Origin of the sequence: Dyella subtropica (assembly GCF_026283965.1) — a bacterium.
GTDB classification, from domain to species: domain Bacteria; phylum Pseudomonadota; class Gammaproteobacteria; order Xanthomonadales; family Rhodanobacteraceae; genus Dyella_D; species Dyella_D subtropica.
This window is the reverse complement of record NZ_JAPDPD010000023.1, coordinates 20,600-44,266: the sequence shown is the minus strand read 5'-3', so window position 1 is coordinate 44,266 and position 23,667 is coordinate 20,600. Positions and strand designations below refer to the sequence as shown.

General features: G+C 64.6%; 15 protein-coding genes. 10 read left to right on the top strand and 5 right to left on the bottom strand.

Going from position 1 to position 23,667, the window contains the following annotated elements; all coding sequences use genetic code 11:
- Window positions 1–19: 19 nt before the first annotated feature.
- The 3 genes from OUZ45_RS17730 to OUZ45_RS17720 form a co-directional block, all read right to left on the bottom strand.
- Window positions 20–1,822: an autotransporter assembly complex protein TamA gene (locus OUZ45_RS17730; protein WP_266171499.1), complete on the bottom strand. Its 1,803-nt coding sequence runs from the start codon at window positions 1,820–1,822 to the stop codon at window positions 20–22.
- A gap of 187 nt (window positions 1,823–2,009) precedes the next feature.
- Window positions 2,010–4,610: a glycosyltransferase family 2 protein gene (locus OUZ45_RS17725; protein ID WP_266171498.1), complete on the bottom strand. Its 2,601-nt coding sequence runs from the start codon at window positions 4,608–4,610 to the stop codon at window positions 2,010–2,012.
- Between the two features lie 130 nt (window positions 4,611–4,740).
- On the bottom strand, window positions 4,741–5,208 hold the full coding sequence (locus OUZ45_RS17720) for a Dps family protein (RefSeq protein ID WP_266171497.1): 468 nt from the start codon (window positions 5,206–5,208) through the stop codon (window positions 4,741–4,743).
- Window positions 5,209–5,329: 121 nt separating this feature from the next.
- On the opposite strand from OUZ45_RS17720, the gene hrpA reads away from it, so the two are divergent.
- The 6 genes from hrpA (at window position 5,330) to OUZ45_RS17690 (ending at window position 17,335) form a co-directional block, all read left to right on the top strand.
- Window positions 5,330–9,412, top strand: a complete 4,083-nt coding sequence (hrpA, locus tag OUZ45_RS17715) for an ATP-dependent RNA helicase HrpA (protein WP_266171496.1) — start codon at window positions 5,330–5,332, stop codon at window positions 9,410–9,412.
- A gap of 139 nt (window positions 9,413–9,551) precedes the next feature.
- Window positions 9,552–11,720, top strand: a complete 2,169-nt coding sequence (locus OUZ45_RS17710; protein ID WP_425601710.1) for a bifunctional (p)ppGpp synthetase/guanosine-3',5'-bis(diphosphate) 3'-pyrophosphohydrolase — start codon at window positions 9,552–9,554, stop codon at window positions 11,718–11,720.
- A gap of 74 nt (window positions 11,721–11,794) precedes the next feature.
- Window positions 11,795–13,504 (top strand): hypothetical protein, encoded by a 1,710-nt coding sequence (locus OUZ45_RS17705; protein ID WP_266171495.1) that lies wholly within the window; start codon window positions 11,795–11,797, stop codon window positions 13,502–13,504.
- A 14-nt stretch (window positions 13,505–13,518) separates the two neighbouring features.
- Window positions 13,519–14,361, top strand: a complete 843-nt coding sequence (locus OUZ45_RS17700) for an SDR family oxidoreductase (RefSeq protein ID WP_266171494.1) — start codon at window positions 13,519–13,521, stop codon at window positions 14,359–14,361.
- 122 nt (window positions 14,362–14,483) lie between these two features.
- Window positions 14,484–16,802 carry a penicillin-binding protein 1B gene (mrcB, locus tag OUZ45_RS17695; RefSeq protein ID WP_266171493.1) on the top strand — a complete coding sequence of 773 codons (2,319 nt, stop codon included), beginning with the start codon at window positions 14,484–14,486 and terminating at the stop codon, window positions 16,800–16,802.
- A 2-nt stretch (window positions 16,803–16,804) separates the two neighbouring features.
- A complete protein-coding gene (locus tag OUZ45_RS17690; RefSeq protein WP_266171492.1) occupies window positions 16,805–17,335 on the top strand; it encodes a tetratricopeptide repeat protein in 531 nt (176 codons plus the stop codon).
- Window positions 17,336–17,392: 57 nt separating this feature from the next.
- Here the strand turns inward: OUZ45_RS17690 and OUZ45_RS17685 are convergent, their stop codons facing one another.
- On the bottom strand, window positions 17,393–17,746 hold the full coding sequence (locus tag OUZ45_RS17685) for a PepSY domain-containing protein (protein WP_266171491.1): 354 nt from the start codon (window positions 17,744–17,746) through the stop codon (window positions 17,393–17,395).
- A 108-nt stretch (window positions 17,747–17,854) separates the two neighbouring features.
- On the bottom strand, window positions 17,855–18,415 hold the full coding sequence (locus OUZ45_RS17680) for a DUF4166 domain-containing protein (RefSeq protein WP_266171490.1): 561 nt from the start codon (window positions 18,413–18,415) through the stop codon (window positions 17,855–17,857).
- Between the two features lie 122 nt (window positions 18,416–18,537).
- Here OUZ45_RS17680 and yoaA point away from each other — a divergent pair, with 122 nt between their 5' ends.
- The 4 genes from yoaA (at window position 18,538) to OUZ45_RS17660 (ending at window position 23,667) form a co-directional block, all read left to right on the top strand.
- Entirely contained in the window at window positions 18,538–20,478 is a 1,941-nt protein-coding gene (gene yoaA, locus OUZ45_RS17675) for a DNA repair helicase YoaA (protein ID WP_266171489.1), read from the top strand.
- Between the two features lie 61 nt (window positions 20,479–20,539).
- Window positions 20,540–20,911, top strand: a complete 372-nt coding sequence (locus OUZ45_RS17670) for a VOC family protein (RefSeq protein WP_266171488.1) — start codon at window positions 20,540–20,542, stop codon at window positions 20,909–20,911.
- Between the two features lie 301 nt (window positions 20,912–21,212).
- Window positions 21,213–22,619 carry a metallophosphoesterase family protein gene (locus tag OUZ45_RS17665; protein WP_266171487.1) on the top strand — a complete coding sequence of 469 codons (1,407 nt, stop codon included), beginning with the start codon at window positions 21,213–21,215 and terminating at the stop codon, window positions 22,617–22,619.
- A 382-nt stretch (window positions 22,620–23,001) separates the two neighbouring features.
- Complete coding sequence (locus tag OUZ45_RS17660) at window positions 23,002–23,667, top strand: hypothetical protein (RefSeq protein ID WP_266171486.1); 666 nt, start codon at window positions 23,002–23,004, stop codon at window positions 23,665–23,667.

The following is a 23,667-nucleotide window of genomic DNA, read 5'->3' as shown; positions in this document are numbered from 1 at the left end:
GCTCCCGGTACTCCATGCGTCACAGGTCCGGCCCGATCACCAGATGCAGTTCCACACCGTGGTTCCTCGCGTCGTTGATCGGTGTGCCCAGGTCCACTCGGATCATGCCTACCGGCGACAGCCAGCGCACGCCGAGACCGGCGCCGACGCGCGGCCGATAGTCGACACCGCTGAACGCATTGCCGGCATCGACGAAGGCAGCCATGCCCCAGTTCTTGGTGAAGTAGTGCTCCACCTCGGTGCTGGCGACCAGCTGGCTCCTGCCGCCGATCACGCGGCCGAAACTGTTGCGCGGTCCGATGGTTTGGAAGCCGTAACCGCGCACCGAGCGGTCGCCACCGGCGAAGAAGCGCAACTGCGGTGGCAGCGAGTCGAAGTCGTCGGTCCAGGTGTAGCCCGCGCTGCCGCGCAGGATCAGGCGGTCGCGTCGCGTGAACGCATGAATCCACTTCGCGTCGGCCGCCAACTGGCTGAAGCTGGTATCGGAGAGAAGAGTGCCCACCGTGCTGCGCGCATAAAGGTCGATCGACCAGCCATCGCGTACAAAGGTAGGGTTGTCGACCTTTTTGCGCGACAGCGAAGCCTCCGGGTAGAACAACGTGCTGCGGCCGTGCTCGAGGCCCTCGGCGTTGTCCTTTTCGCCGCTTTTTTTACCGACGGTGAAGGTGCCCGACAACGCATGCAGGCCGATGGTGCGGGTCCAGCCATGCCACAGCCGGGACTCATTGGCGACCAGTTCCAGCGTGCGCGACTTGGAAGTGGCGGTGTCGGCGTCGCGGAAGTTGGCGCCGAAGTTGAAGCTGCGCTGGTTGTCGCCTGGCATCGGGATCGAATACAAGGTGGACAGCGTTTTCAGGCGCTGCGCCAGCACGAGTTCGTTCTTCCACTTGTGCCCGCGCCGATTCACCCAGCGTCGTTCCATGCCGCCGCGCACGCCCAAGCCGGTATCGGTGCCGATAAAGGGGCCGCCCGTGTAGATCGTGCGTTTGGCTGGGGCCAGCTGCACGTTGACATCGACCACGCCGTGCTTCGCGTCGTCGATGTTGGGCAGCACGTTGACGACCGAGAAATAGTCCGCGCCATTCAATGCCTGCTGCAGCTGAAGCAGCTGGCCCTGCGAAAAATAGTCGCCGGACTTGAACGGCACGTAGCGATCGAGGAAGCCGTCGCGAAACTGCGAGCCCTCGAAGTGCACCTGCCCATAGCGATAGCGTTGTCCCACGTCCCAGGCCAGCTTGATCGCGGCGCTGTGCTCTCCCCGGTTCACCTCCACGCGACGGGTGACTAGTCGGGCGTCGAGGAAGCCGTTGGCGGTAAGCGCGTAACTCAAGGCATCGCGTGCCGTGTCGTAGCTACCGTCGTTGAGCGGTTGGTCCTTGAATTTTTCGATGGCCCGCTCGGCGCGTCGAATGCCGGGAATATCAGCGGCTGTCCTATCCAGCGTCACATCGACCGACGTCACTCGCACCGGCTCGCCCTGTGTCACATGCAGAGTGACGCGCCAGTCCGTGCCGATCTGTTCGATGCGGCCGTCGACGCTGGCGTCGTAATAACCATATGGTTGCAGTGCTGCTTTGACTTGGGCTGGTGCGCGTTCGTAGAGGCGCTGGACTTGAGCCTCGCTGACCTCACGCGTGGCGTACTGGGACAACGCGACGCCCGCGGTCACTGGCCCTTTGAGCGTGTCGTCCACGCCTTCCACCACCAGTTGCACGCCGGCATGCGCCAACGTGTTGAGCAGCAGCAAGGGCAGGGTGAGCAGACCCAGGCGTCGGCGAAGGCAACGATGGCGATACGTAGTCAGCGTTGCCTTAGGGCGCATGCACAGGTTCCATCCAATGAGGCGGCGGGCAAACGCATCACCCAAGACCGAGCTTAACGGCTGGAAGCTTGACCGCAAATGGACAGTGGTGTTCCGTGGAAAATTCTGAAACTGCGCTTTTGCCCAGGTCGGAAGCGCTCAGCTCGTCATTCCCTGCTTGCGCCTGCACGCAGAGAATGACGAACCCTCAGCCGGCTTTGTCGCCAGCCTTGTGCGCAATCCACGCGCCAATCACCGCCGACAGGTAGGGAATCGCCTGCGCCGACAGGATGAACATCCACAAGGTGCCTTCGATGTACTGCGTGCCGTAATTCATCGCCATGCCGATGACGCACAACGCCAGCGCGCAGGCCATCAGCAATTCCTCGCGCACCGGTGCGAAGGCGGCGAAATTGCTGCCGCCGAGACGGCGGCTCTTGGCGGTGACCACGAACGAGGTCTTCTCGCGCGTAAGGCCGTGCAGGATGCCGCGCGCAATCGCGTGCGACAGGCCCATGCTGGCCAGCGAGGCCATCAGCGTGTCGTACCAGCTGCAGGGGACGCGGGCGCGATAGAGCACGATGCCGAAGATCGCCTTGGCGAAGAAGAAGCCGATCACCGGGATCAGGAACAGCTGCATCGGCAGGGTGAACAGGCTCGGTGCCGCAACCATGCCGGCGGTCCAGAAGATCGCCATCAGGGTGAAGATCAAATGCAGCGCGTCGGCGAACCAGCTGAACCAGCCGGTGAGGAAGTGGAAGCGCTGGCCGGCCGAGAGCGGGCCCTTCTTGGTCATCCAGTCCCAGCGACCCTTGAGGATCTGCATGGCACCGAAGGCCCAACGATAGCGCTGGCTCTTGTAGGCCTTGAAGTCGGCCGGGGTGAGGCCCTTGCCCATCAGTTCGTCGACATAGACCAGCTCGTAGCCGGCATGCATCAGGCGCAGGCCGAGTTCGGCGTCTTCGCAAATGGTCCATTCCGACCAGCCGCCGGTGCCTTCCAGCGCCGAGCGCCGCACCATGGTCATGGTGCCGTGCTGGATGATGGCGTTGCGCTCGTTGCGATGGTGCATGCCGATGCGGAAGAAGCCGTCGTATTCCCACGCGGTCATGCGGCGGAAGCGGTTGTGCTCGAAGTCGCGATGCGCCTGTGGGCACTGCACCACCGCCACCTTCGGATCGTGGAAGTGACCGGTGAGGGTGGCCAGCCAATCGGCGCGTACTTCGTAGTCGGCATCGATCACCGCCACCACGTCCGCGCTCGGATCGGTTTCCTGCAGGCCGAAGTTCAGCGCGCCGGCCTTGAAGCCGGGCCATGGCTCCAGATGGAAGAAACGGAAACGGCTACCCAGTTTTTCGCAATATTCCTGCACCGGCTTCCAGATCGCCGGGTCCTTGGTGTTGTTGTCGATCACCAGGACTTCGTAGTTCTCGTACTGCAGTGCGGCCAGCGAATCGAGCGTGACGATGACCATCTCCGGCGGCTCGTTGTAGCAGGCCAGATGGATGGACACGAACGGCTGCTTGGCCGGCGGATCGGGGCGCAGCATGCCGGCCTGGCGTACCCAGCCGCGGCGCCACAGCACCTCGGTGAACTCGAAACCGTTGATCAACAGAATGGCGAGGATCGCCACCTGGGCCGGGAACAACAGCGCCAGCATGGTCCAGTCGATCCAGCTCAGGTAGAAATTGAAGGGCAGGGTGGCCGACCACACGATCAGGCCGCAGGCCAGCTGAATCAGCGCGGCGAAGAAGAAACGGCCCATCAGCTTGAAGCGGGTGTAGCGACGCGCGAACCAGATCATGGGCAGCAGCGCCAGCAAGCTGGCGGCCAGCGCCTTCCACGGCCAGGCGGTGTCTTCGGTCACCGGGCCGGTGAACGGGAATTTCAGCTGGCGGTCGGCATTGAACATGCCCCAATAGGCTTCGGTGCGGCCGGAGAGCTTCTCCTTCCACGGCTGATCGAAGGCCTCCATCACGTAGTAGTCGATGTTCTGCTTCTTGGCCGCATTGAACCAATCGCGCAGGAAGATCGCCTCGTTCGATACCGACGGTTCGGCGTACTGGAAACGGTCGCCGTTCGACGGCCAGCCGATCTCGCCGATCACGATGTGCTTGTTGGGGAACAGTTGCTGCAGATAGCGGTAGTTGCCTAGTGCGTCGGCGATGCCTTCGCGTTGCGGCCGACCGTTCCAGTAGGGGAACAGGTGGACCGTGATGAAGTCGACGTGGTCGGCCAGCTCCGGGTACTTGGCCCAGATGTGCCACGGCTCGGCGATCGACACCGGCTGCTTCAGCGCCGCGCGGGTGCGGTCGGCGTAGGCCATCAGCTGTTCCGGCGAAATATCGTTGCGGAACAGCACTTCGTTGCCGACGATCACGCGGCTGATCGAGTTGGGATAGCGGCGCGCCTGGGCGATCAGCGCTTCCAGCTCCAGCTCGTTATTGTCCAGGCGGCGGTCGATCCAGGCGCCGGCCATCACATCCAGGCCGTCACGCTCCGCCAGTCGATAGACCTGGGAGTTTTGCAGCATGGAGTAGGTGCGGACGCGCGAGGTGTACTTGCTGATCAGCTTGAGATCGCCCTCGATCTCCTCCTCGCTGGGAAAATCGTTCTTCAGCGGGTTCTGGTAGCGCTGGAACGCGGAGAGCGCGAAGCCGCCGATCGGGCCTTTCCAGTCTCCCGGGCCATGCGGCAGGTTGCTCCACCACCACAGGCCAATATTCATCGCGGCCACGATCAGCGCCAGCAGGATGGCTGCAAGCAGCGGGTGCCGGCTGTGGTGGGTGGCTGCTGCGGTCGCGCTCAAGAACAATCCCCGTGGTTGCCTCTCACACGAGGCCCTAAAGCCTGAGGAGCTTACCGATGCAGCGCGGCCGGCTCAACAAAAGCCGGCCGCGATGGTCAGCGCTAGGTCAGACCCGGCGCGGGGTTGCGCCTCACTTGAGCAGGGAGCGGAGCATCCATGCGGTCTTTTCATGCTCCTTGAGGCGGCCGGTCACTATGTCGGCTGTGCCTTCGTCGCCGGCCTGGGCGGCCACTTTGATGGTTTCGCGGGCGGTGTGCGCGGCGATTTCGTGGCCGTCGACCAGCTGGCTGACCATGTCCTTCCAGTCCGGCACGCCGGGCTCCTCTTTAATGGTGGTCAGCTTGCCGAACTGGCTGTAGGAGCCGGGGGCGAACACGTCCAGGGTGCGGATGCGCTCAGCGACTTCGTCGGCTGCCAGCCACAGCTCGTTGTACTGGGTCTCGAACATGGCGTGCAGGCTGTTGAACTGCGGGCCGGTGACGTTCCAGTGGAAGCTGTGGGTCTTCAGGTACAGGGAATAGGTGTCGGCCAGCAGCTTGGACAGTTGCTTGGCGACCTGTTCGCGATCCTTTTTGGCAATACCGATGGAAATGGCCATGGTGGTGCTCCTTTCTGACAGGTGATGAAGAGTCTGGAACTGAGCTTAGCGGTCCGAGGAGTCAGGAAGAAATGAATCCTTCTGATCTTGCCGATAGTCAGCAGCTATCATGTGCGGTCCGATGAGTGATGCCTCCGCAACCCGACCACCTGTGCCCGATGCCCGCCTGCGCCAACTGCGCAAGGCGCTCGACGGGGTTTCCAGTCGCGACTTTGGCCGGCTGCTGGGCCGCTGGCGTGGCCTGTCGCGCCGTCCTGACGACAAGAAGCAGGACGCCTTGGCAGCCGATATCGAGCGGTCCGCGGCAAGGCGCCGCGCACGGGTCGAGGCCAAGCCAGCGATTCGTCTGGACGAGTCGCTGCCGATCACCGCGCGCGCCGACGACATCGTCAAGCTGATCCGCGATCACCAGGTGGTAGTGATTGCTGGCGAGACCGGCTCGGGCAAGACCACCCAGCTGCCCAAGCTCTGCCTGGCGGCCGGTCGTGGCGAGGCGGGGATGATCGGCTGCACCCAGCCGCGGCGGTTGGCCGCGCGTTCGGTCGCGCGTCGCGTAGCGGAGGAACTGGGCACCCAGCTCGGTGATCAAGTCGGCTTCCAGGTGCGCTTCACCGATCAGGTCTCCGAGCGCAGCCTGGTCAAGTTCATGACCGACGGCATCCTGCTCGCCGAGACGCAGGGCGATCCGTGGTTGTCGGCCTACGACACCATCATCATCGACGAGGCGCACGAACGCAGCCTCAACATCGACTTCCTGCTGGGTTACTTGAAGCGGCTGGCGGTGAAGCGCCCCGATCTGAAGATCATCGTCACCTCGGCCACCATCGATACCGAGCGCTTCGCCGAGCACTTCGAGGGTGCGCCGGTGGTGTCGGTGGAAGGGCGTGCCTATCCGGTGGACGTGCGCTGGCGGTCGCTGGACGAAATGGGCGCGCGTCGCGGCGGACGCGACATGCAGCAGGGCAGTGCGGATCACATCGCCGCCGTGCTGGACGAGATCACTCATGACGACCCGCGCGGCGACGTGTTGGTGTTTCTGCCTGGCGAGCGCGAAATCCGCGACGCGCATCTATTGCTGTCGCGCCGACAGTATCGCGAGACCGAGATCCTTCCGTTATATGCGCGGTTGTCGGCTGGCGACCAGGACCGTGTGTTCAAGCCCGGCCCGAAGCGGCGCGTGGTGCTCGCCACCAACGTGGCCGAAACCTCGCTGACCGTGCCGCGCATCCGCTACGTGATCGACACCGGCAGCGCGCGCGTGAAGCGCTATAGCCAGCGCAGCCAGCTGGAGCGCCTGCATGTGGAGCCGGTGTCGCAGGCGGCTGCCGATCAGCGCAAAGGTCGCTGCGGTCGTGTTGGTCCAGGCATCTGTTATCGCCTGTACGACGAAGCCGATTTCACCAGCCGCGCGGCGTATACCGATCCGGAACTGCTGCGCTCCTCGCTAGCCAATGTGATTCTGCGCATGCTGTCGCTGCAGTTGGGCGAAGTGGACGAGTTTCCGTTCCTGGAGGCGCCCGATCCGCGTGTGGTGGCTGACGGCTATCGTCGCCTCGCCGAGATCTCCGCCATTGATGAGCAACGCAGGCTCACGGGCATCGGCCGCATCTTGGCGAGGTTGCCGATCGATGTGCAGCTGGCACGCATGCTGGTGGAAGCCGAGAAGCTGCACAGTCTGCGCGAGCTGTTGACGATCGTGTCCTTCCTCAGCATCCAGGACCCGCGCGAGCGCCCCGCCGACGCGCGCCAGCAGGCGGATGCGGCGCATGCGGCGTTTGCCGATCCGAAGTCGGATTTCGTGGGCGTGCTGAACTTGTGGCGCGAGTACGGCAAGGCGCACGAGGAGCTGACGCAGTCGAAGCTGCGCGACTGGTGTTCGCGGCACTTCCTTAGTTTTATGCGTATGCGCGAATGGCGTGAATTACATCGGCAGTTGTTGCTGGTGGTGCAGGAGCTGGGTTGGACCTTCACTTCTCCTTCTCCCCCTCGGGGAGCCCATACCCTTTCTCCTTCTCCCCTTCGGGGAGAAGGTCGGGATGAGGGGGCAACCTCGCGACAACCCTCCCGCAGCGCGACAACGCCGGCAAAGAAAGGCCGAGATAGGCGAGCTTCCCGCGAGCACCCGCCCCTCACCCCAACCCTCTCCCCAGAGGGGAGAGGGAGTGATGAAGCAGAGCGTTCGTACGAATCCGTCCACCGCAGCTTGCTGGCGGGTTTACCCACCCAAGTCGGTCATAAGGACGAAAAGGGCATCTACCGCAGCACGCGCGAACGCCGCTTCCAGGTATTCCCCGGTTCGGCCTTGGCGAAGGTGCCACCCAACTGGCTCTTCGCCTCGCAGATCCTCGATGTCGGCGGCAAGGTGTGGGGCATGATGTGCGCCCGCATCGAACCGCTATGGGTCGAGCAACAGGCGGCGCATCTGCTGCGTTCGGCTTGTCGCGATGCGCATTGGTCGCGCAAGCGCGGGACGGTGGTGGCTTACGAGCAGGTGAGTCTGTTCGGTCTGACCTTGGTCGAGCGCCGTCCCGTGACATTCCAGCAGCAGGACCCGGTGCTGGCTCATGAGATATTCGTTCGAGAAGCCCTCGCGCGCTGCGATATCGATGCCCGAGCGGATTTTGTGCGCGCCAATCAGCGTGTGCTGGAGGATGCGCACGGCATCGAGGCCAAGCAGCGTCGCGAAGGCCTGATCCGTCACGAAGACGAGCTGGCCGGTTTCTTCGAGGGCAAGCTGCCGCAGGACATCGCCAGCAGCCGTGCGCTGGATGCCTGGTATAGCCGGGCGCGACCGGCCGAACAGGCCGCGTTGCGCTGGTCGATCGACGACGTGATGGCTGGCGGCGCGGGGCTGGACCCCAAGGCGTTTCCGGCGGCGATGGAGATGCCGCCAAAACGTTATCGCTTGGAATATCGCTTCGTACCTGGCGATGAGGCTGACGGCGTGACGCTGCACCTGCCGCTGGCGATGTTGAACGCGCTGCCAGCGGCGCGCTGCGAGTGGCTGGTGCCGGGGCTGCTCAGTGAAAAAATCGCCGAATTGATCCGTAGCCTGCCCAAGCCCTTGCGTCGCAACTTCGTGCCGGCGCCGGATTTCGCGCGAGCTTTCGTCGAAGCGGAAGCACCGCGCGATGAGCAGCTGACCAAATCGCTCGCCGCATTCCTCAAACGGACCACGGGTGTGGACATTGGCCCGCACGAGTTCGATGCGACTGCCTTGCCGCCGCACTTTGCGATGCGCTATCGACTGCATGACGAGAGCGGTCGCACGCTTGCCGCGGGCCGCGATCTCGCCGCGTTGCGCGGCCAATGGGAAGGTCAGGCGCGCGAAGCCTTCTCGCGAAAGACCGATATCGAACTCACCCGCGAGGATGTCACCAGCTGGGACTTCGAGGACATCCCGGCCCAGGTGCGTTCCGAAGGCGGCCTGATGGCTTTCCCCGCCCTGGTCGATCTGGGCGAGGCGGTGGCGTTGCGTGTATTCGAGCGCAGCGACGAAGCGCGCGAAGCGCATCGCCTTGGCGTGGTGCGGCTGCTGCGCAATGCCATCGCCACCGACATGAAGCAGGCGCGCCGCCGCTTGCCGATCAGCAATCCGCTGGCGCTGAAGTACGCTCCCCTAGGTGGCGTGGATGGTCTGCGCGAAGATCTGATCGAAGGCGGGTTCGCCGATCTGATCGAGCGCTACGATCTCCACGTGCGTACAGCAGGTGCCTTTGAAGCCCTGCGTACGCAAGCCGCGCGCGAACTGTTCGCCGCCGCGGTGGAGCGATTGAAGCTGGCTGAGCCGGCCATCGAGGCGCAAGCCGAGTTGAAGCCGTGGCTGGAGCCGCCGTTGATCGGCTTCGCCCGTGCCAGCTACGACGATCTGCGCGAGCAGCTCGATGGCCTGCTCACGTCCGGTTTTCTGCGCGAGCTGCCGACGTCACGACTCACGCATTTTCCGCGCTATCTGAAAGCCATGCGCCTGCGCGCGGAACGCCTGCGGCAGGATCCATCCAAGGATCAGCAGCGCATGCTGCAGGTGCTGCCGTATTGGCGCGAGTACCTCAAACATCGTGCCGCAGGCACGGATCCGGCGGCGTTGGCGGAGCTGCGCTGGCTGATCGAGGAATGGCGCGTGTCCCTGTTCGCCCAGGAATTGAAAACAGCCGAGCCGGTCTCGGCGAAGCGATTGGCGAAAGCGCTCGAGGCGCTTCTGTAGGAGCGCACCCTGTGCGCGATGCGGCCCGCAAGGGCCGCGTTTTACCCGGCGCAGAACAAAACAGGCTCCGCTTCGCGGAGCTTTCGCGCACAGGGTGCGCTCCTACAACAGCGCGAGCGGCACCCTTCGCGGTACTAGAATGACTGCATTGTTGAGGATGGAAGCCTTCGTGGTTCAACCCGCCCCCACTACTGAATCCAGCTTGGCCCTGTGGCACAGCCGCGCGGGCACGGTGTCGCCGCTGCTCGCCCAGGCTCTGGAGGCTTGTGCGCAGCGTTCGGTGCACGAGGCGGAGTGCGCGGATGTACTCGACTTGCTGGGCATGCTCGGTTGCGATGCGCAGACCCAAGCCGCTGCCTTGTGGTTCGAACTGGCGCGCGTCGATCCGGCGCTGTGGTCCGAGCGTGAATCGCATATGCCGACGGAGTTGCAGCGCCTGGTGTCCGGCCAGCTGGCAGCTGAAAAAGTCTGGGCGCTGCACGCGCAGCAAGCTCCGGAAAGCGGCGCGGAAGGTTTGCGCCGCCTGCTGCTGGCGATCATTCGCGATCTGCGCGTGGTGTTCATTCTATTGGCGCGGCAGCTGGCGCGTATGCGCACCGCCAGCGCGTTGGCGGAGTCCGAGCGTCAGGAAGTGGCGCGGCTGACCCGCGACATTCATGCGCCGCTCGCCAACCGTCTCGGTATCTGGCAGTTGAAGTGGGAGCTGGAAGACCTGGCCTTCCGCTACTTGCAGCCGGACACCTATCGCCGCATCGCCCGCCTGCTCGACGAGCGCCGTACCGACCGCGAGGTGTTCATCCGCGAGTCGCTGGCCGAACTGAAGCGTTCGCTGGACGCCGCCGGCATCCGCGCCGACCTGGCCGGCCGGCCCAAGCACATCTATTCCATCTGGAAAAAGATGCAGCGCAAGGAGCTGGAGTTCTCCGACCTGTACGACATCCGCGCGATACGCGTACTGGTGGACAGCGTAGGCGACTGCTACGGCGCACTCGGTGTGGTGCACTCGCTGTGGCCGCATCTGCCGGGCGAGTTCGACGACTACATTGCGCGCCCCAAGGGCAACGACTACCGCTCGCTGCACACCGCGGTGATTGGCCCGCACGGCAAGACGCTGGAAGTGCAGATCCGCACCCACGAGATGCATCGCATCAACGAATTGGGCGTGGCCGCGCACTGGCGCTACAAGGAAGGCGGCAGCGGCGACAGTGAGTTCGAAGCCAAGATCGCCTGGATGCGGCGCTTGCTCGAACCCAAGACGGAAGGCAGCGAGGGCGATCTCGCCGCCGAGCTGCACACCGAGCTGATGGAAGACCGCGTCTACGTGCTCACCCCCAAGGGTGAGGTGGTGGACCTGCCGCGCGGCGCCACTGTGCTCGACTTTGCCTATCATGTGCACACTGAGGTGGGGCACCGTTGCCGCGGCGCCAAGGTCAACGGCCGCATCGTGCCGCTGACGTTCCAGCCGCACAGCGGCGACCGTATCGAGATACTCACCGCCAAGACGGCCGAGCCGAGCCGCGACTGGCTTTCGGCGCACCACGGCTACCTCCATACCTCGCGCGCCAGGGAGAAGGTACGCAACTGGTTCCGCCGCAGCGCGCACGATGCCAACCTCGCCGCGGGGCGCACGATGTTCGAGCGCGAACTCAGGCGTCTCGCCCTGCCGTCCGCCGACATCGGCAAGCTGCCTGCGCATTTCCACGTCAAACAGCTGGATGACGTGCTGGTGTCGCTGGCCCTGGGTGAAATCACCCCGGGCCAGATCGCACGCGCGCTGCAAGAAACGGAAGCGCCGCTGACCGATATGACGCAGTCGGCGCTGCCGGTGGCGTCGCGTCACACCACGCTGGACCACAGCGCGCTGAGCATCGAGGGCGTAGGCAACCTGCTGACCACGCTGGCGCGCTGCTGCCAACCGTTGCCCGGCGATGTCGTGCGGGGTTTCGTGACGCGCGGCCGCGGGGTGTCGGTACATCGCGCCGACTGCACCAGCCTGGCGCGACTGGCCAAGCGCGATCCGGATCGCGTGATCGAGGTGGAGTGGGGCAAGGCCGCCGCGCAAGCCTACGAGGTGGACGTCGAGCTGCACGGTTACGACCGTAAGGGCTTGCAGAAGGACGTCACCAGCGTCATCAGCAACTCGGGCACGCACATCATTGCCTCGTCCAGCCGGGTATTCACCCGTACCGGCGAGGTGGAGATGCGCTTCACTCTTCGCGTGCGCGATTACGAACAGCTGTCCACTCTGCTGGGACGCTTGGTGGCGTTGCCCAACGTGGTGGAAGCCAGGCGCGTCAGCGGCAGCTGAACGCAGGTCTTTTCGAGGCGGGGGCGGCTGCGGTGCGATGCTAAGCTGCCTCGGTTGAGGCCATTGTGTAGACCATGAACGGACGCAAAGACCAGCACGAACAAGGCCCACAAGGGCGCATGGAACCGACTCTGGGCGATATCGATCGTCTGGACGAGCCGGTGCCTGCGCCGTCGAGCCCGAATGACGAACTGCCCAAGGTCACCTTGGACCCCGAGCGCCGCCGTCCGGTGCCGCCGACTGCGCCGCGCTCGCGTCGGTCCTCCAGCAAGCGTGGCTGGCTGTGGCCGCTGCTCCTGCTGCTGGTGCTCGGTCTTGGCGTTACGTTCTGGCTGCAGCAGGACCGCCTGCGCGGCCTGGTACCCAATACCGAACTCAATGATGTGCTCGGCCGCGCCGAACAGGCTTTGCAGAATGGACGCCTGGAAGGCACGGACGGCAGCAGTGCGCGCGAACTGTTCGAGGCCGCGCGGGCGCTGGAGCCGGACAACGATCGCGCCCGCGACGGCCTGCGCAAGGTGGGTCTGGCTGAAGTGGCGCACGCCGACGCGGCGCTTGCCGCCGGCCAGCTCGACCAGGCCGAGCAAGCCATGAATACCGCCCGCGAATTGCTCGGCGGCGGTAGCGATGTGGATCGCCTTGCCCAGCTCATCGGCAAGGCACGCGGCGCCAGCGTACAAACGGGTGCGCTAGTCGACCAGGCGCAGCAGGCCATGGCTGACGGCAAGCCGGAAGAAGCCGGCAATCTATATAAGCGCGTGCTGGCGGCCGATCCCGGCAATGCCGTGGCGACGCACGGCCTGGACAAGGTGGGCGACGCGCTGGCCGCCCAGGCGCGCAAGGCCATTGAAGGGGGTGATCGCGCCGCGGCAAGCGCCAGCGTCGATCGCCTTGCGGCTTTGTTGCCGAACTACGGCGAGCTGCCTTCGTTGCGCGCCGCGCTGGTACAGGATCGAAAAGCCAACGACGGCGAGTTGGCCGATGCACTCAAGAAAGGTCAGGACGCGTTGCGCGCCGGCCATATGGCCGGGGCCGGCGACGACACGGCGCTCGCCCACTTCAAGGCGGCACTCGCCATCGACCCCGACAACGCCGAAGCGAAAGCCGGGCTGGGGCAGGTGGCGCAGGCGTTGATCGTGCAGTCCAATGCGGCGCTGGATAGCGGGGACAACGCGCAGGCCGGCCAGCTGCTCGACCAGGCCGGTGAGTTGGCGCCCAAATCGGCTGAACTGGTGGCGGCACGCGCGCATCTCGCCGACGTAAGCAAGCACGCGGAGGCGGGCAAGCGCACCCCGGCAGGCGAAGCGCCGGTGGCCGAGGCAACCCCGGAGACACTGACGCCGCAACAGAGCGCCGAGCTCGCTCGGCTGATCCAGCGTGCGGACGCTGCGGCGCATCGCGGCGACATCATGTTGCCGCCGGGCGAAAGCGCGTATGACCTGTATCGCGGCGCGCTGGCGATCGACGGCAACAACGAGGTTGCGCGCCGTGGACTGCAGGACCTGCCTTCACAGGTGGCCCGCCAATTCAATCAGGCGCTGGCCAACGGCAACCTCGCTCAAGCGGGGGAGCGTCTGTCCGACCTGAGCGATCTCGCACCGGGCGAAGCCGGGCAAGCGGAACTACGCCAGCGTCTGGCCGGCGCGTGGATGGATCAGGCCGAGCAGCAGCTGGCTCGCGGCGATCGTGCGGGTGCGGCGCAAGCCCTGGATCGCGCCCGCAAGCTGTCCCCCGATAATCCGCGCCTCTCCACGATTGCTGCCCGCCTCCAGGCCGGCGGCTGAGTCGGGATGTCGTCATGAACGTTCTTGTCTTCGGCGCCAGCAGCCAGATCGGCTATTTCCTGCTGCCGCGCCTGCGCGCGCGAGGCGATACCGTGTTTGCGCTCAGCCGCCATGTGCGGCCCGCGCAGGATGGCGTGACTTGGCTGCAAGGCAATCTGCCGCATAGCGTTCCTTCGCTTGGGCCGCTTTCAGCAATTATCAGTTTCGGACCGTTACAGGGGCTTGCCGACTGGCTCGCCCAGACCGAGATCGACGGCTCGCCGCGTGTGATTGCCACCAGTTCCATGAGCGCCGAGACCAAGCGGAACTCCGAAGTGCCCGCCGAACGCGCGATCTCGCAGCACCTGCGCGACGGCGAAGCCGCCCTGGCGGCAGCATGCGAGCGTCGTGGCTATGCCTGGACGGTCTTTCGACCCACCCTGGTTTACGGCGCCGGACTCGACAAGAGCCTGACGCCGATCGCACGGCGGGCAAGTCGCACTCACGTATTCCCGTTGCCGGCTGGCAGTGGCATGCGCCAACCGGTCCATGCCGACGACATCGCGCAAGCAGTGTTGACGGCGCTTGTCACGCCGGATGCATCGGGCAGGATTCTCCCCATCGGTGGCGGCGAGCGATTGCCGGCGGGCGAGATGTTTGCGCGCGTGCGCCGGAGCCTGCCGATGGCGACGCTGCCTATCCCCTTGCCGGCCTGGCTGCTTCGTCTGGGGCGACATGGCGTGCCGCGTCTGCGCGGCCCGCTCAGCCGGCTGGAAGGCGACCTGATCGCCGACAACGGTGACTTGCAGCGGGTGTTGGGTGTATCGCCACGCCCGTTCCGGCCGGATGCGGCGTGCTGGGGCATGGGCAAAAACTGAGTAAATTCCACCAAATCGCTGCCTGGTCGCCCCATTTCCGCCCCAAATAATGGCCCGCATTCATATGCCCGCCGGGAAGCAGGCCCTATGATCGCTGCCTTATCGCCCAGGATTCCTCCCCGTTGGCCTTTTTGACCCGACTCCGCTCTATCGCAAGCGCCGCCTGGCCCTGGGTGCGCATTCCGTTCTGGATCTGCATGGGGCTGTTGTTCGGTTTCGTGTTGCCGTACACGCTGGTGCTGAACAAGCGGGTGCAGGATCGCTTCAACGACCTGGTCTTCGCGGTGCCCACGCGTATCTACGCCCGCCCGCTGGCCCTGGAGCCGGGCCAGCCGATGACCCCGGCTGCGCTGGAACTGGAGCTGACGTTTTCCGGCTACAGCAACGACGGCCGTGGCCAGGTCGCTGGCAGCTGGGCGAAGGACGGCTCCAACTACGTCATCTCCTCGCGCGGCTATGCCGGCCCGGATGGCGGCGAGCTGCCCAAGCGCGTCCGCGTGTCGCTGGCCAAGGGGCAGGTGACGGCGGTAAAGGATGTCGCCAGCGACAAGGCCGTCAAGGGGGCGCACCTGGACCCGGCACGTATCGCCACCTTGTATGGCGCGCAGCAGGAAGAGCGCCGCATCGTGCGCCTGGCCGACGTGCCGCCGCTGCTCATCGCCGGTTTGCAGTCGGTGGAAGACCGCGACTTCAAGCATCACATCGGCATCGATTTCCTCGCCATCATGCGCGCCTCGTTCGCCAACCTGCGTGCGGGCCACACCGTGCAGGGCGGCTCCACCCTGACCCAGCAGCTGGTGCGCAACCTGTTCCTGGATCGCGATCAGAACTACACGCGCAAATTCAACGAAGCGCTGATGTCGATCCTGATCGAGGCGCACTACGACAAGGGTCGCATTCTCGAGGCCTACGTCAACCAGGTGTTCCTCGGCCAGCAGGGCAGCCAGGCCGTGCATGGTTTTGCCGCGGCATCGGAGTTCTATTTCGGCCGGCGCATGGAAGACCTGCGTCCGCAGGAAATGGCCTTGCTGATCGGCATGGTGAAGGGGCCGAGCTATTACGACCCGCGCCGCTATCCGGACCGCGCGCTGTCGCGCCGTAACCTGGTGCTCGATCAGTTCGCCAGCACCGGTCTGATCAGTGCGGCGGATGCCAAGACCGCGGCAGCGACGCCGCTGGGCATCGTCAGCAACGGTCAGCTGCCGCACAACCGGTTCCCGGCCTTCATGCAGCTGGTGCGTGCGCAGATCATCAACGACTTCGACGATGCGACGCTCAGCGCCGGCAACCTCAGCGTCTTCACCACGCTCGATCCGGCCGCGCAGTTGTATGCCGAGGAGGGCATCACCACCGCCATGAAGGCTCTGGGCAAGCGTGGCGATGCAGCGCAGGCGGCCGCCGTGGTCACCGACGTGCAGACCGGCAGCGTGCTTGCCGTGGTCGGCAGCAAGGACCCGGGCGACCAGGGTTTCAACCGCGCGATGGATGCGCGCCGCTCGATCGGCTCATTGATCAAGCCGCTGGTTTACCTGGTGGCGTTGGCGCAGCCCGAGCGTTGGAACCTGGGCACACCGGTGGACGACACGCCGGTCAGCATGCGTCAGCCCGATGGCACGCAGTGGACGCCGAAGAACGACGAGGGCGACGTGCACGGCCAGGTGCCGATGGTCGATGCGCTGGTGCACTCCTGGAACCTGGCGACCATCCACCTCGGTCTCGAAGTGGGCGTGCCGAGGATCAAGTCCTTCCTGGAATCCTTCGGGCTGACCGACATCAATCCCAGCCCATCGCTGCTGCTCGGTGCCCAGGGACTGGCGCCGCTGCAGGTGGCGCAGCTGTACCAGTACATCGCCGCTGATGGCCATGCGCTGCCCCTGGTAGCGGTTCGCGGCGTGGTCGACGACAAGGGTAAAACCATCAAGCGTTATGAAGTGAAGACTGGCAATGGCGAGTATCAGCTCGCTGTGCGGCAGGTGACGTGGGCGATGCAGCAGGTGGTGCGTTCGGGTACGGCGGCGGCGATCGGCAAGACCCTCGGCAATCTCAATGTCGCCGGCAAGACCGGTACCAGTAACGATATGCGCGACAGCTGGTTCGCCGGCTTCACCGGCGACCATCTGGCGGTGTTCTGGATGGGCCGCGACGACAACAAGCCGAGCGGCCTCTACGGCGCCACCGGTAGTTTGCGCGCGTGGCAGGAAACGTTCCGCAAGCTGCCGACGCGTCCGCTGTCCGCTGCGCCGGGCGAAGGGTTGGAACTGGCCTGGATCAGCCCAGCCACTGGCAAGCGCACCGACCCATCTTGCGAAGGCGCGCGCCAATTGCCGATAGTTGCCGGTACCCTTGCGCAGGATGCTGAAGGCTGCTTCTGGCAGCGTGTACAAAACTGGTTCGGCGACAGCGCGCCAGCGCCGGCCTCTACCGCACCTATCCGAGATTGATCATGTCGTACCGCTTTGCCCGCCGTCCCGTTCTCTCCGCTGTACTGGTCGCCCTTGCGCTCACCGCCTGCACCCAACCCAGCGCACCTTCGCAAGCCACGCGCCCAACGCGTTCGGACAACGACATGCTCGCGTCCATCCAGGCGGCGGGCGACAAAGAGAAATCGGTGATCGACGTGCACCCGTTGCGCGATCCGGGCGTGGCATCGCTGCAGGATGCGGCGCAGACCGATCTACGCACCGGTCAATATGATGCGGCCGCCGCCAAGCTCGACCAGGCGCTGACGTTGAGCCCAAACTCGCCTGACCTGCTGCAGGAGCGCGCCGAATTGGCAATCCACCTCAAGGACTATGCGAACGCGGAGAAGCTGGCGCGCAAGTCCTGGGAACTCGGTCCGCGTCTGGGGGCGCTCTGCGCGCGCAACTGGAAGACCATCGCGGAACTGCGCCTGCATGCTGGCGACGATGCCGCCGCCACCACCGCCGACAAGTGGGTGAAGCAGTGTCACGTGGAAGGCGTGCCGCGCTATTGATGCCGCACCACTTGGGGCGGGTAACTTCCCGCCCCGGTGACTCACCTGGAGCGACGCTCAGTGGTGATGCTTGCTGTCCGCCGCCGCTTCCTTGGCCTGATCCGCGGGTGACTCCTTCTCGTTCGAGACTATCTTTCCGCCGATGGCATCCACCTGGATCTCGGTGATGTCCTTCGAGCCGGGTGTCTTGATATCGAACGACCACACCAGCTTGCCGTGCTCGCGCTCAAGCTCGGAGCTGGCGATGCTGCCACCGGGTACGGCGGCCAGCGCGGTTTCCTTGGCCTGACTCTCGGTGACCTTGGCTTGCGCCATGAGTTTGGCCTGACTCGCGCTGCCGGCCGTGACGGTGCCCGCGCCGAGTGCGAGCAAGGCAATGAGCGAACTGACAACAGCGGTACGAAGACGCATACGTAGCTCCCTTGAAGGATGACCTGCACGGCGCGGTGGTTACCGTCGCCTGCTGCCAGTGTTCTCCCTCGGCATTCGGCTTCCCTTAGGGATGCTGGCTCAATGACGTCATGACGTTGCTGTGTCAGCGTCCAGCAGCCCCTCATAGGCCAGCAGTTCGCCAAGCAAGGGCAAAGCAAAGCTCACTGAAAACCGGTATTGGCCCTGCTCTATGCGCTTGTACGCGTCGCCGCGCGGCAGCAGCCAGGCCGGCAGGCGTAACGGACCTCTCGTGGCACCCACGCAACGCCAATACCAGCCGCCATCGATGACCTCGACCTGCAGCAACAGCGCGATAGCGCTGGTGTCCTCGACCCAGTAACCGTCAGGCCACCGGCCTACCGGCCGGAAGGTTGATGGGAAGTGATGCGCATCATCAAAACGACGATCCCAATGGAGCTGCCCATCCGTATGGTGGATGGAGACCTTCAGCGTATGCGCGCGGCCTTCGTCAACCGGCACACCAAGCTTGCGAGCCAGCCTGCGGCCAACCCATCCAGCGACGCCACGACCAATGCGGATACGCACCGGGCCATGCAATCGTCCGCCGTGTCGGTGCAGATCCTGCAGTAGCGGATGCAATCGCTCAAATCCATCGCCAAACCATGCGCTGACGGCGGTCTCCGTCATTGCGATACCTCGATGGGAACGATGGCGAACAGCGATCGGGACCGCATGGGGAAATCCGCGTGGTATGGGCCGTCGCAGTCTAGGGCATCGCCCCTGCGCGCAGAGTCGGCGATACTTGTGCGATGACCGATACCGACGTATCCGCGCTGCTCGGCGCGGACGGCCCGTTCGCCCGCGAACTGCCCAACTTCGCCCCGCGTGACGCCCAGCAGACGATGGCGCGTGCCGTGCAGCACGCCATCGTCGAGCGCGAGACGCTGATCGCCGAGGCCGGCACCGGTACCGGCAAGACCTATGCGTATCTGGTGCCGGCCCTGCTATCCGGCGAGCGGGTGATCGTTTCCACCGGCACCAAGGCGTTGCAGGACCAGTTGTTCTTTCGCGATCTGCCGAAAGTGCGCTCGGTGCTCGGCGCGCGGCTGAAGACGGCGCTGCTGAAAGGGCGGGCCAATTACCTCTGCCTGTACCGCCTCGACCAGACTGTGCGCGAAGGAGCCAGCTTCGACCGCGCACAAGCTTCCCAGCTCGCGGCCATTCGCGCGTGGTCGGCACGGACGCGCCATGGCGATCGCATGGAGCTGGCCGAGGTGCCTGAAGAATCGCCGATGTGGCTGCGCGTTACGTCCACACCGGAAAATTGCCTGGGCGTGGAGTGTCCGTTCTACGACGACTGCCATGTCGTGAAGGCGCGACGCGAGGCGCAAGAGGCCGACCTGGTGGTGGTGAACCATCACTTGCTGTTCGCCGATCTCGCGTTGAAGCAGGAAGGCTTCGGCGAAATCTTGCCCGGCGCGCAGGCGTTCATTCTCGACGAGGCGCATCAGATTCCGGAGCTGGCCGGCCAGTTCTTCTCGCAAAGTATCAGTGCGCGTCAGTTGACGGAGCTGGCACAGGATGCGCTGGGCGAATGCAACGGTATTACCGGCGCGATCGGCTTGGTGCTGGAGCCGGTCGAGGCTTTGCAGGAAGCGATCCGCAAGCTGCGGCTGGCGATGGATGCGTTGCCGGAGCGCGGATCCTTTCATCAGCTGGAAGCCTCGGCGGCCATCCGTGAGGCGTTGCACGACTTGCGTGAAGTGCTGGCCGCGCTGACCGATGTGCTCGCGTCACAGGCGGAACGTTCACGCGGCTTCGCCAATGCGCACGAACGCGCCGCGCATTTCTGCGAACGATTGGACCGCATCGTCGAGCAAGCGGATGAGCAGGACGTGCGCTGGTACGAAACCTTCCCGCGCGGCTTTGCCTTGCACGCCACGCCGCTCGACCTTGCCGCGCCATTGCGCGCCCTGCGTGAGCGGACGCAAGCGGCGTGGATTCATACCTCGGCCACCTTGTCGGTCGCCGGCAACTTCGGCCACTTCGCACGGCAACTTGGTTTGGACGATCCGCAGACGCTGGGGCTGGAAAGTCCTTTCGACTACGCTCACCAGGCCCTGTGCTATCTGCCGCCCGCGCTGCCCGATCCCGCGGCGCGCGATTACACCGAGCGTGTGATCGACGCTGTGATGCCGGTGCTGCAGGCATCCAACGGCCGCGCCTTCCTGCTGTTCACCTCGCACCGCGCCCTGCGTCGCGCTGCCGAGCTGTTGCAGCAGCGCGTGCCGTGGCCGTTGTTCGTGCAAGGCACGGCACCGAGGCATCGCCTGTTGGAAGAATTTCGCGCCAGTGGTCACGGCGTACTGCTCGGTGCGGCCAGCTTTTGGGAGGGCGTGGACGTGGCTGGCGAGGCATTGAGCGTGGTGGTGATCGACAAACTGCCGTTCGCTGCGCCGGACGATCCCGTGTTGCAGGCACGCCTGGAAGCGCTGGAGCAGGCCGGCATCAACCCCTTCATGGGCTGGCAAGTGCCCAGCGCCGTGATTGCGCTCAAACAGGGTGCCGGCCGCCTGATTCGCGACGTGCACGATCGCGGCGTGCTGATGCTGTGCGATCCGCGACTCACCAGCAAGGGCTATGGAAAACTGTTCCTCGCCAGTCTGCCGCCCATGCCGCGGACGCGTGAGTTGACGGATGTGCAGACGTTCTTTGGCGAGGCGGCTGCGGCCGATAGGGCAGAAGGGTAGGCACTGCCAATCCACGCCAAAGTCCGCGTAGGATGTCCTCCCACATTGGGGAGGGCAGACCATGGCAAAGGTGATTGGACTGGGCGGCATCTTCTTCAAATCCCGCGACCCTGCGGGCCTGGCAGCGTGGTATGCCGAGCACCTCGGCCTGCCTGTCGAGAAATGGGGTGGTGCCCGCTTCAACGAAAGCGAGAGCCGCGACGCCTACGCGGCATGGGCGCCCTTTGCCGCGGATACTTCCTACTTCGGCCCGGGCACGCAGCATTACATGGTCAACTACCGCGTCGACGATCTCGATGCGCTGCTGGCGCAGCTTCGCGCGGCAGGTGTTGCCGTAGACGAGCGCGTCGAGGAAAGCGAGTTCGGCCGCTTCGGCTGGATCATGGATCCAGAAGGGACGCGCATCGAGTTGTGGCAACCGTCTGCGACCTAAGCCGACGACTCCTATCGTCTAACGCATCCAGCTGCGGCGCACATGCGCGCATAGCAGGGTGAATCAGGTTGGGGGCGGAGGCGATCAAAACAGAAGTGATCCAAACATCGGGGCATGACGCCGGCGGGTATACCCTCCATCGGCTTGGCCTTTTTAATGATCGCCATCCCACCGGCGCTGGCTGCGACAAGCGCTTCACTTCGGTTAGACGCTAAGACACACAATCTGTGCGTCTTTTCGTGCGTGCACCGCGCTTGTCTGCTCAAAAGCGCGGCAACGCTCGCCTTGTGCGGAGACTCACATGAAGCGGACCAGACGCAAGCCGGCAAAGACCACGGCCGGCCGGAAGCATCAGCCCGTTGCTCCGCCTGCGCCCGGCACGGGGAATCCACCCTATGGGGATCCGGTACGGGACGTTGGTCAGCCGGTGTTTTCGCAGCCACAGCCCACACCGGATCCGGCCACGTTCCAGGTCAATCACCCGTCGGACGGCCCGGCCTACACGGCGATCGACCAGCTCAACAAGCAGCACAAACTGCAACCGCTGCCCTTTCCTGCGCCGCGCGGCGGCGTGGAGCCGAGGCTGACGCTGGATCAGGTGCTCGGCGGCAACACAGCAGCGATCAAGCGCATCACCCAGGGCGGCCAACTGGTGTTCCATTCCACCGGCGACTGCGGCAGCACGCGCGGCCCGGCGACGCAGAACATGGTCACCGACAAGATGACCAGCGACTTCCAAGAAGCCGATCCGCGCGAGGTGCCGCAATTCAACTTCCTGCTCGGCGACATCGTCTACAGCTTCGGCGAGGCGAACTATTACTACGACCAGTTCTACGATCCTTATCGCGATTACGCGGCACCTATTCTCGCGGTGGCCGGCAATCACGACGGCATGGTTTCGCCGCTGGCGCACGCTACCTCGCTGGATGCGTTCCTGCGCAACTTCTGTTCGGAAGGATTCACGGTAACTCCCGATGCTGGCGGACTGTCGCGCACGGCGCAGATCCAGCCGGGCGTGTTCTTCACCTTCGAGGCGCCGTTCGTGCGCATCATCGCCCTCTACAGCAATACGCTGGAGGACCCGGGCGTCATTGCCGACGGCAACATCGGTCATAGCCAGCTCGACTTCATCAAAGCCGCGCTGCAGCGGGTCAAGGCGGAGAAATACACGGGTGCCCTGTTGTTCATGGATCATCACCCGCCCTACACCGTTTCCCGCCACGGCTGGAGCTTGGATTTGCTCAAGCAGATCGACACGCTGTGCGATCAAGTCGGCGTATGGCCGCATGCCTTCCTGTCGGGCCACGCGCACAATTACCAGCGCTTCACTCGTACCCGCAGTGGCGGCACGCAGATTCCCTATGTGGTCTGCGGCAACGGCGGCCACAACGTACAGAAGCTGGTCAAGGGCGGGCAACCCACGCTGCGTGCGCCGCAGATCATCCAGAACGCCGCAGCCAGCGCCGACCAAGTGGTGCTGGAAAACTACGACGACAAGAACTACGGCTATCTCCGCGTCATCGTCGACGCCAACCAGTTGCGCATCGAATACCACCCAGCCACGGATGGCGCGGACACCAAGACGCCGGATGATTTCGTTACCGTCGACCTGGCCACGCGCAAGCTGGTGCACTACATGGCCAACGACCTGGGCATGCCGGCGTTGGCGAAGCAGGTGCGCAAGCTTCGGCGCGGAACGAAGAAGTGAATGCAGGGCCTGAGAGCCTGTTCAAAATCTCTGTTTTTTGTATCGATATGCACTTCCTCCTCCTGCGGAGAGGCTAGGAGGGGTGAGCCCTTGGTTCGTGCTCTCCAGGTCGTGATAACCCCACCTGGAGAACCCGAACACAAAACACCCCCAGCAGCGCCTGCCCCCTGGGCCCCGGCGTAGAGATCTTGAACAGGCTCCAAGACAGGCCGCCGCCACGTGAGTAAGGCATCGGCCAAATGGGCGCTCGCAGGCCAGTTTGATCCGTCGATCGCCGATCTTGCGCCATGTGGAGTAACCTTTACACATAGATCAATTGCGTATCTCGAGGGCCCGCCCAAAATGAACTTCGTCGCATAGGGCGACGTTCTGGGGCAGATCAATGAACACTCGACTTATATTCACCACCACTTTCTTGCTGGCTTGCACAGGGTCGGCTTTCGCGCAGCCCTCGCCGCTTACGGCAGCCCCCACGATGGACGGCATGATCATGGAGGCAGGCGCGCCGGTCGCCGCGCCCAAGTTACAAGCGGCCATGCGTTCCCTGTGGCATGAGCATGTCGTGCATACCCGCGAATACGCACTGGCCGTGCACGCGCACGATGCAACCAAGACCAAGGCTGCGGAAGATGCGGTCGTCGCCAACGCGAGAGCCATCGCCGAAGCCGTCGGCGGTTTCTACGGGAAGGCTGCCGGTGATCAGATGTTTACTCTGCTGGCGGGACATTGGGGCGGCGTGAAGGCACTCACGAACGCAGACAACACACACGACGCTGTGGGTCAGGCGGCGGCTCTGAAAGCGCTGAGCGTCAATGGCGCTGAGATTGCAAAGTTCCTCGCCGCCGCCAATCCCAATCTGCCAGAGCCAACGGTGGCAAGCCTGCTGGCAGGGCACGTTGCGCATCATTCCGCGCAGATCCAGGAAATCATGGCGGGTGATATGAAGACCGAGGCCACGACCTGGACGGCGATGCAGCAACATATGGATGTCATCGCCGATGCGTTGGCCGGCGCGATCGCCAAGCAGTTCCCCGCCAAGGCCGCGTGA

Coding starts and splice junctions, on each gene's coding strand:
- OUZ45_RS17730 (WP_266171499.1), bottom strand. CDS start 1,822: ATGCGCCCTAAGGCAACGCTGACTACGTATCGCCATCGTTGCCTTCGC.
- OUZ45_RS17720 (WP_266171497.1), bottom strand. CDS start 5,208: ATGGCCATTTCCATCGGTATTGCCAAAAAGGATCGCGAACAGGTCGCC.
- OUZ45_RS17685 (WP_266171491.1), bottom strand. CDS start 17,746: ATGCGTCTTCGTACCGCTGTTGTCAGTTCGCTCATTGCCTTGCTCGCA.
- OUZ45_RS17670 (WP_266171488.1), top strand. CDS start 20,540: ATGGCAAAGGTGATTGGACTGGGCGGCATCTTCTTCAAATCCCGCGAC.
- yoaA (WP_266171489.1), top strand. CDS start 18,538: ATGACCGATACCGACGTATCCGCGCTGCTCGGCGCGGACGGCCCGTTC.
- OUZ45_RS17680 (WP_266171490.1), bottom strand. CDS start 18,415: ATGACGGAGACCGCCGTCAGCGCATGGTTTGGCGATGGATTTGAGCGA.
- hrpA (WP_266171496.1), top strand. CDS start 5,330: ATGAGTGATGCCTCCGCAACCCGACCACCTGTGCCCGATGCCCGCCTG.
- OUZ45_RS17690 (WP_266171492.1), top strand. CDS start 16,805: ATGTCGTACCGCTTTGCCCGCCGTCCCGTTCTCTCCGCTGTACTGGTC.
- OUZ45_RS17700 (WP_266171494.1), top strand. CDS start 13,519: ATGAACGTTCTTGTCTTCGGCGCCAGCAGCCAGATCGGCTATTTCCTG.
- OUZ45_RS17705 (WP_266171495.1), top strand. CDS start 11,795: ATGAACGGACGCAAAGACCAGCACGAACAAGGCCCACAAGGGCGCATG.
- OUZ45_RS17665 (WP_266171487.1), top strand. CDS start 21,213: ATGAAGCGGACCAGACGCAAGCCGGCAAAGACCACGGCCGGCCGGAAG.
- OUZ45_RS17710 (WP_425601710.1), top strand. CDS start 9,552: ATGACTGCATTGTTGAGGATGGAAGCCTTCGTGGTTCAACCCGCCCCC.
- OUZ45_RS17660 (WP_266171486.1), top strand. CDS start 23,002: ATGAACACTCGACTTATATTCACCACCACTTTCTTGCTGGCTTGCACA.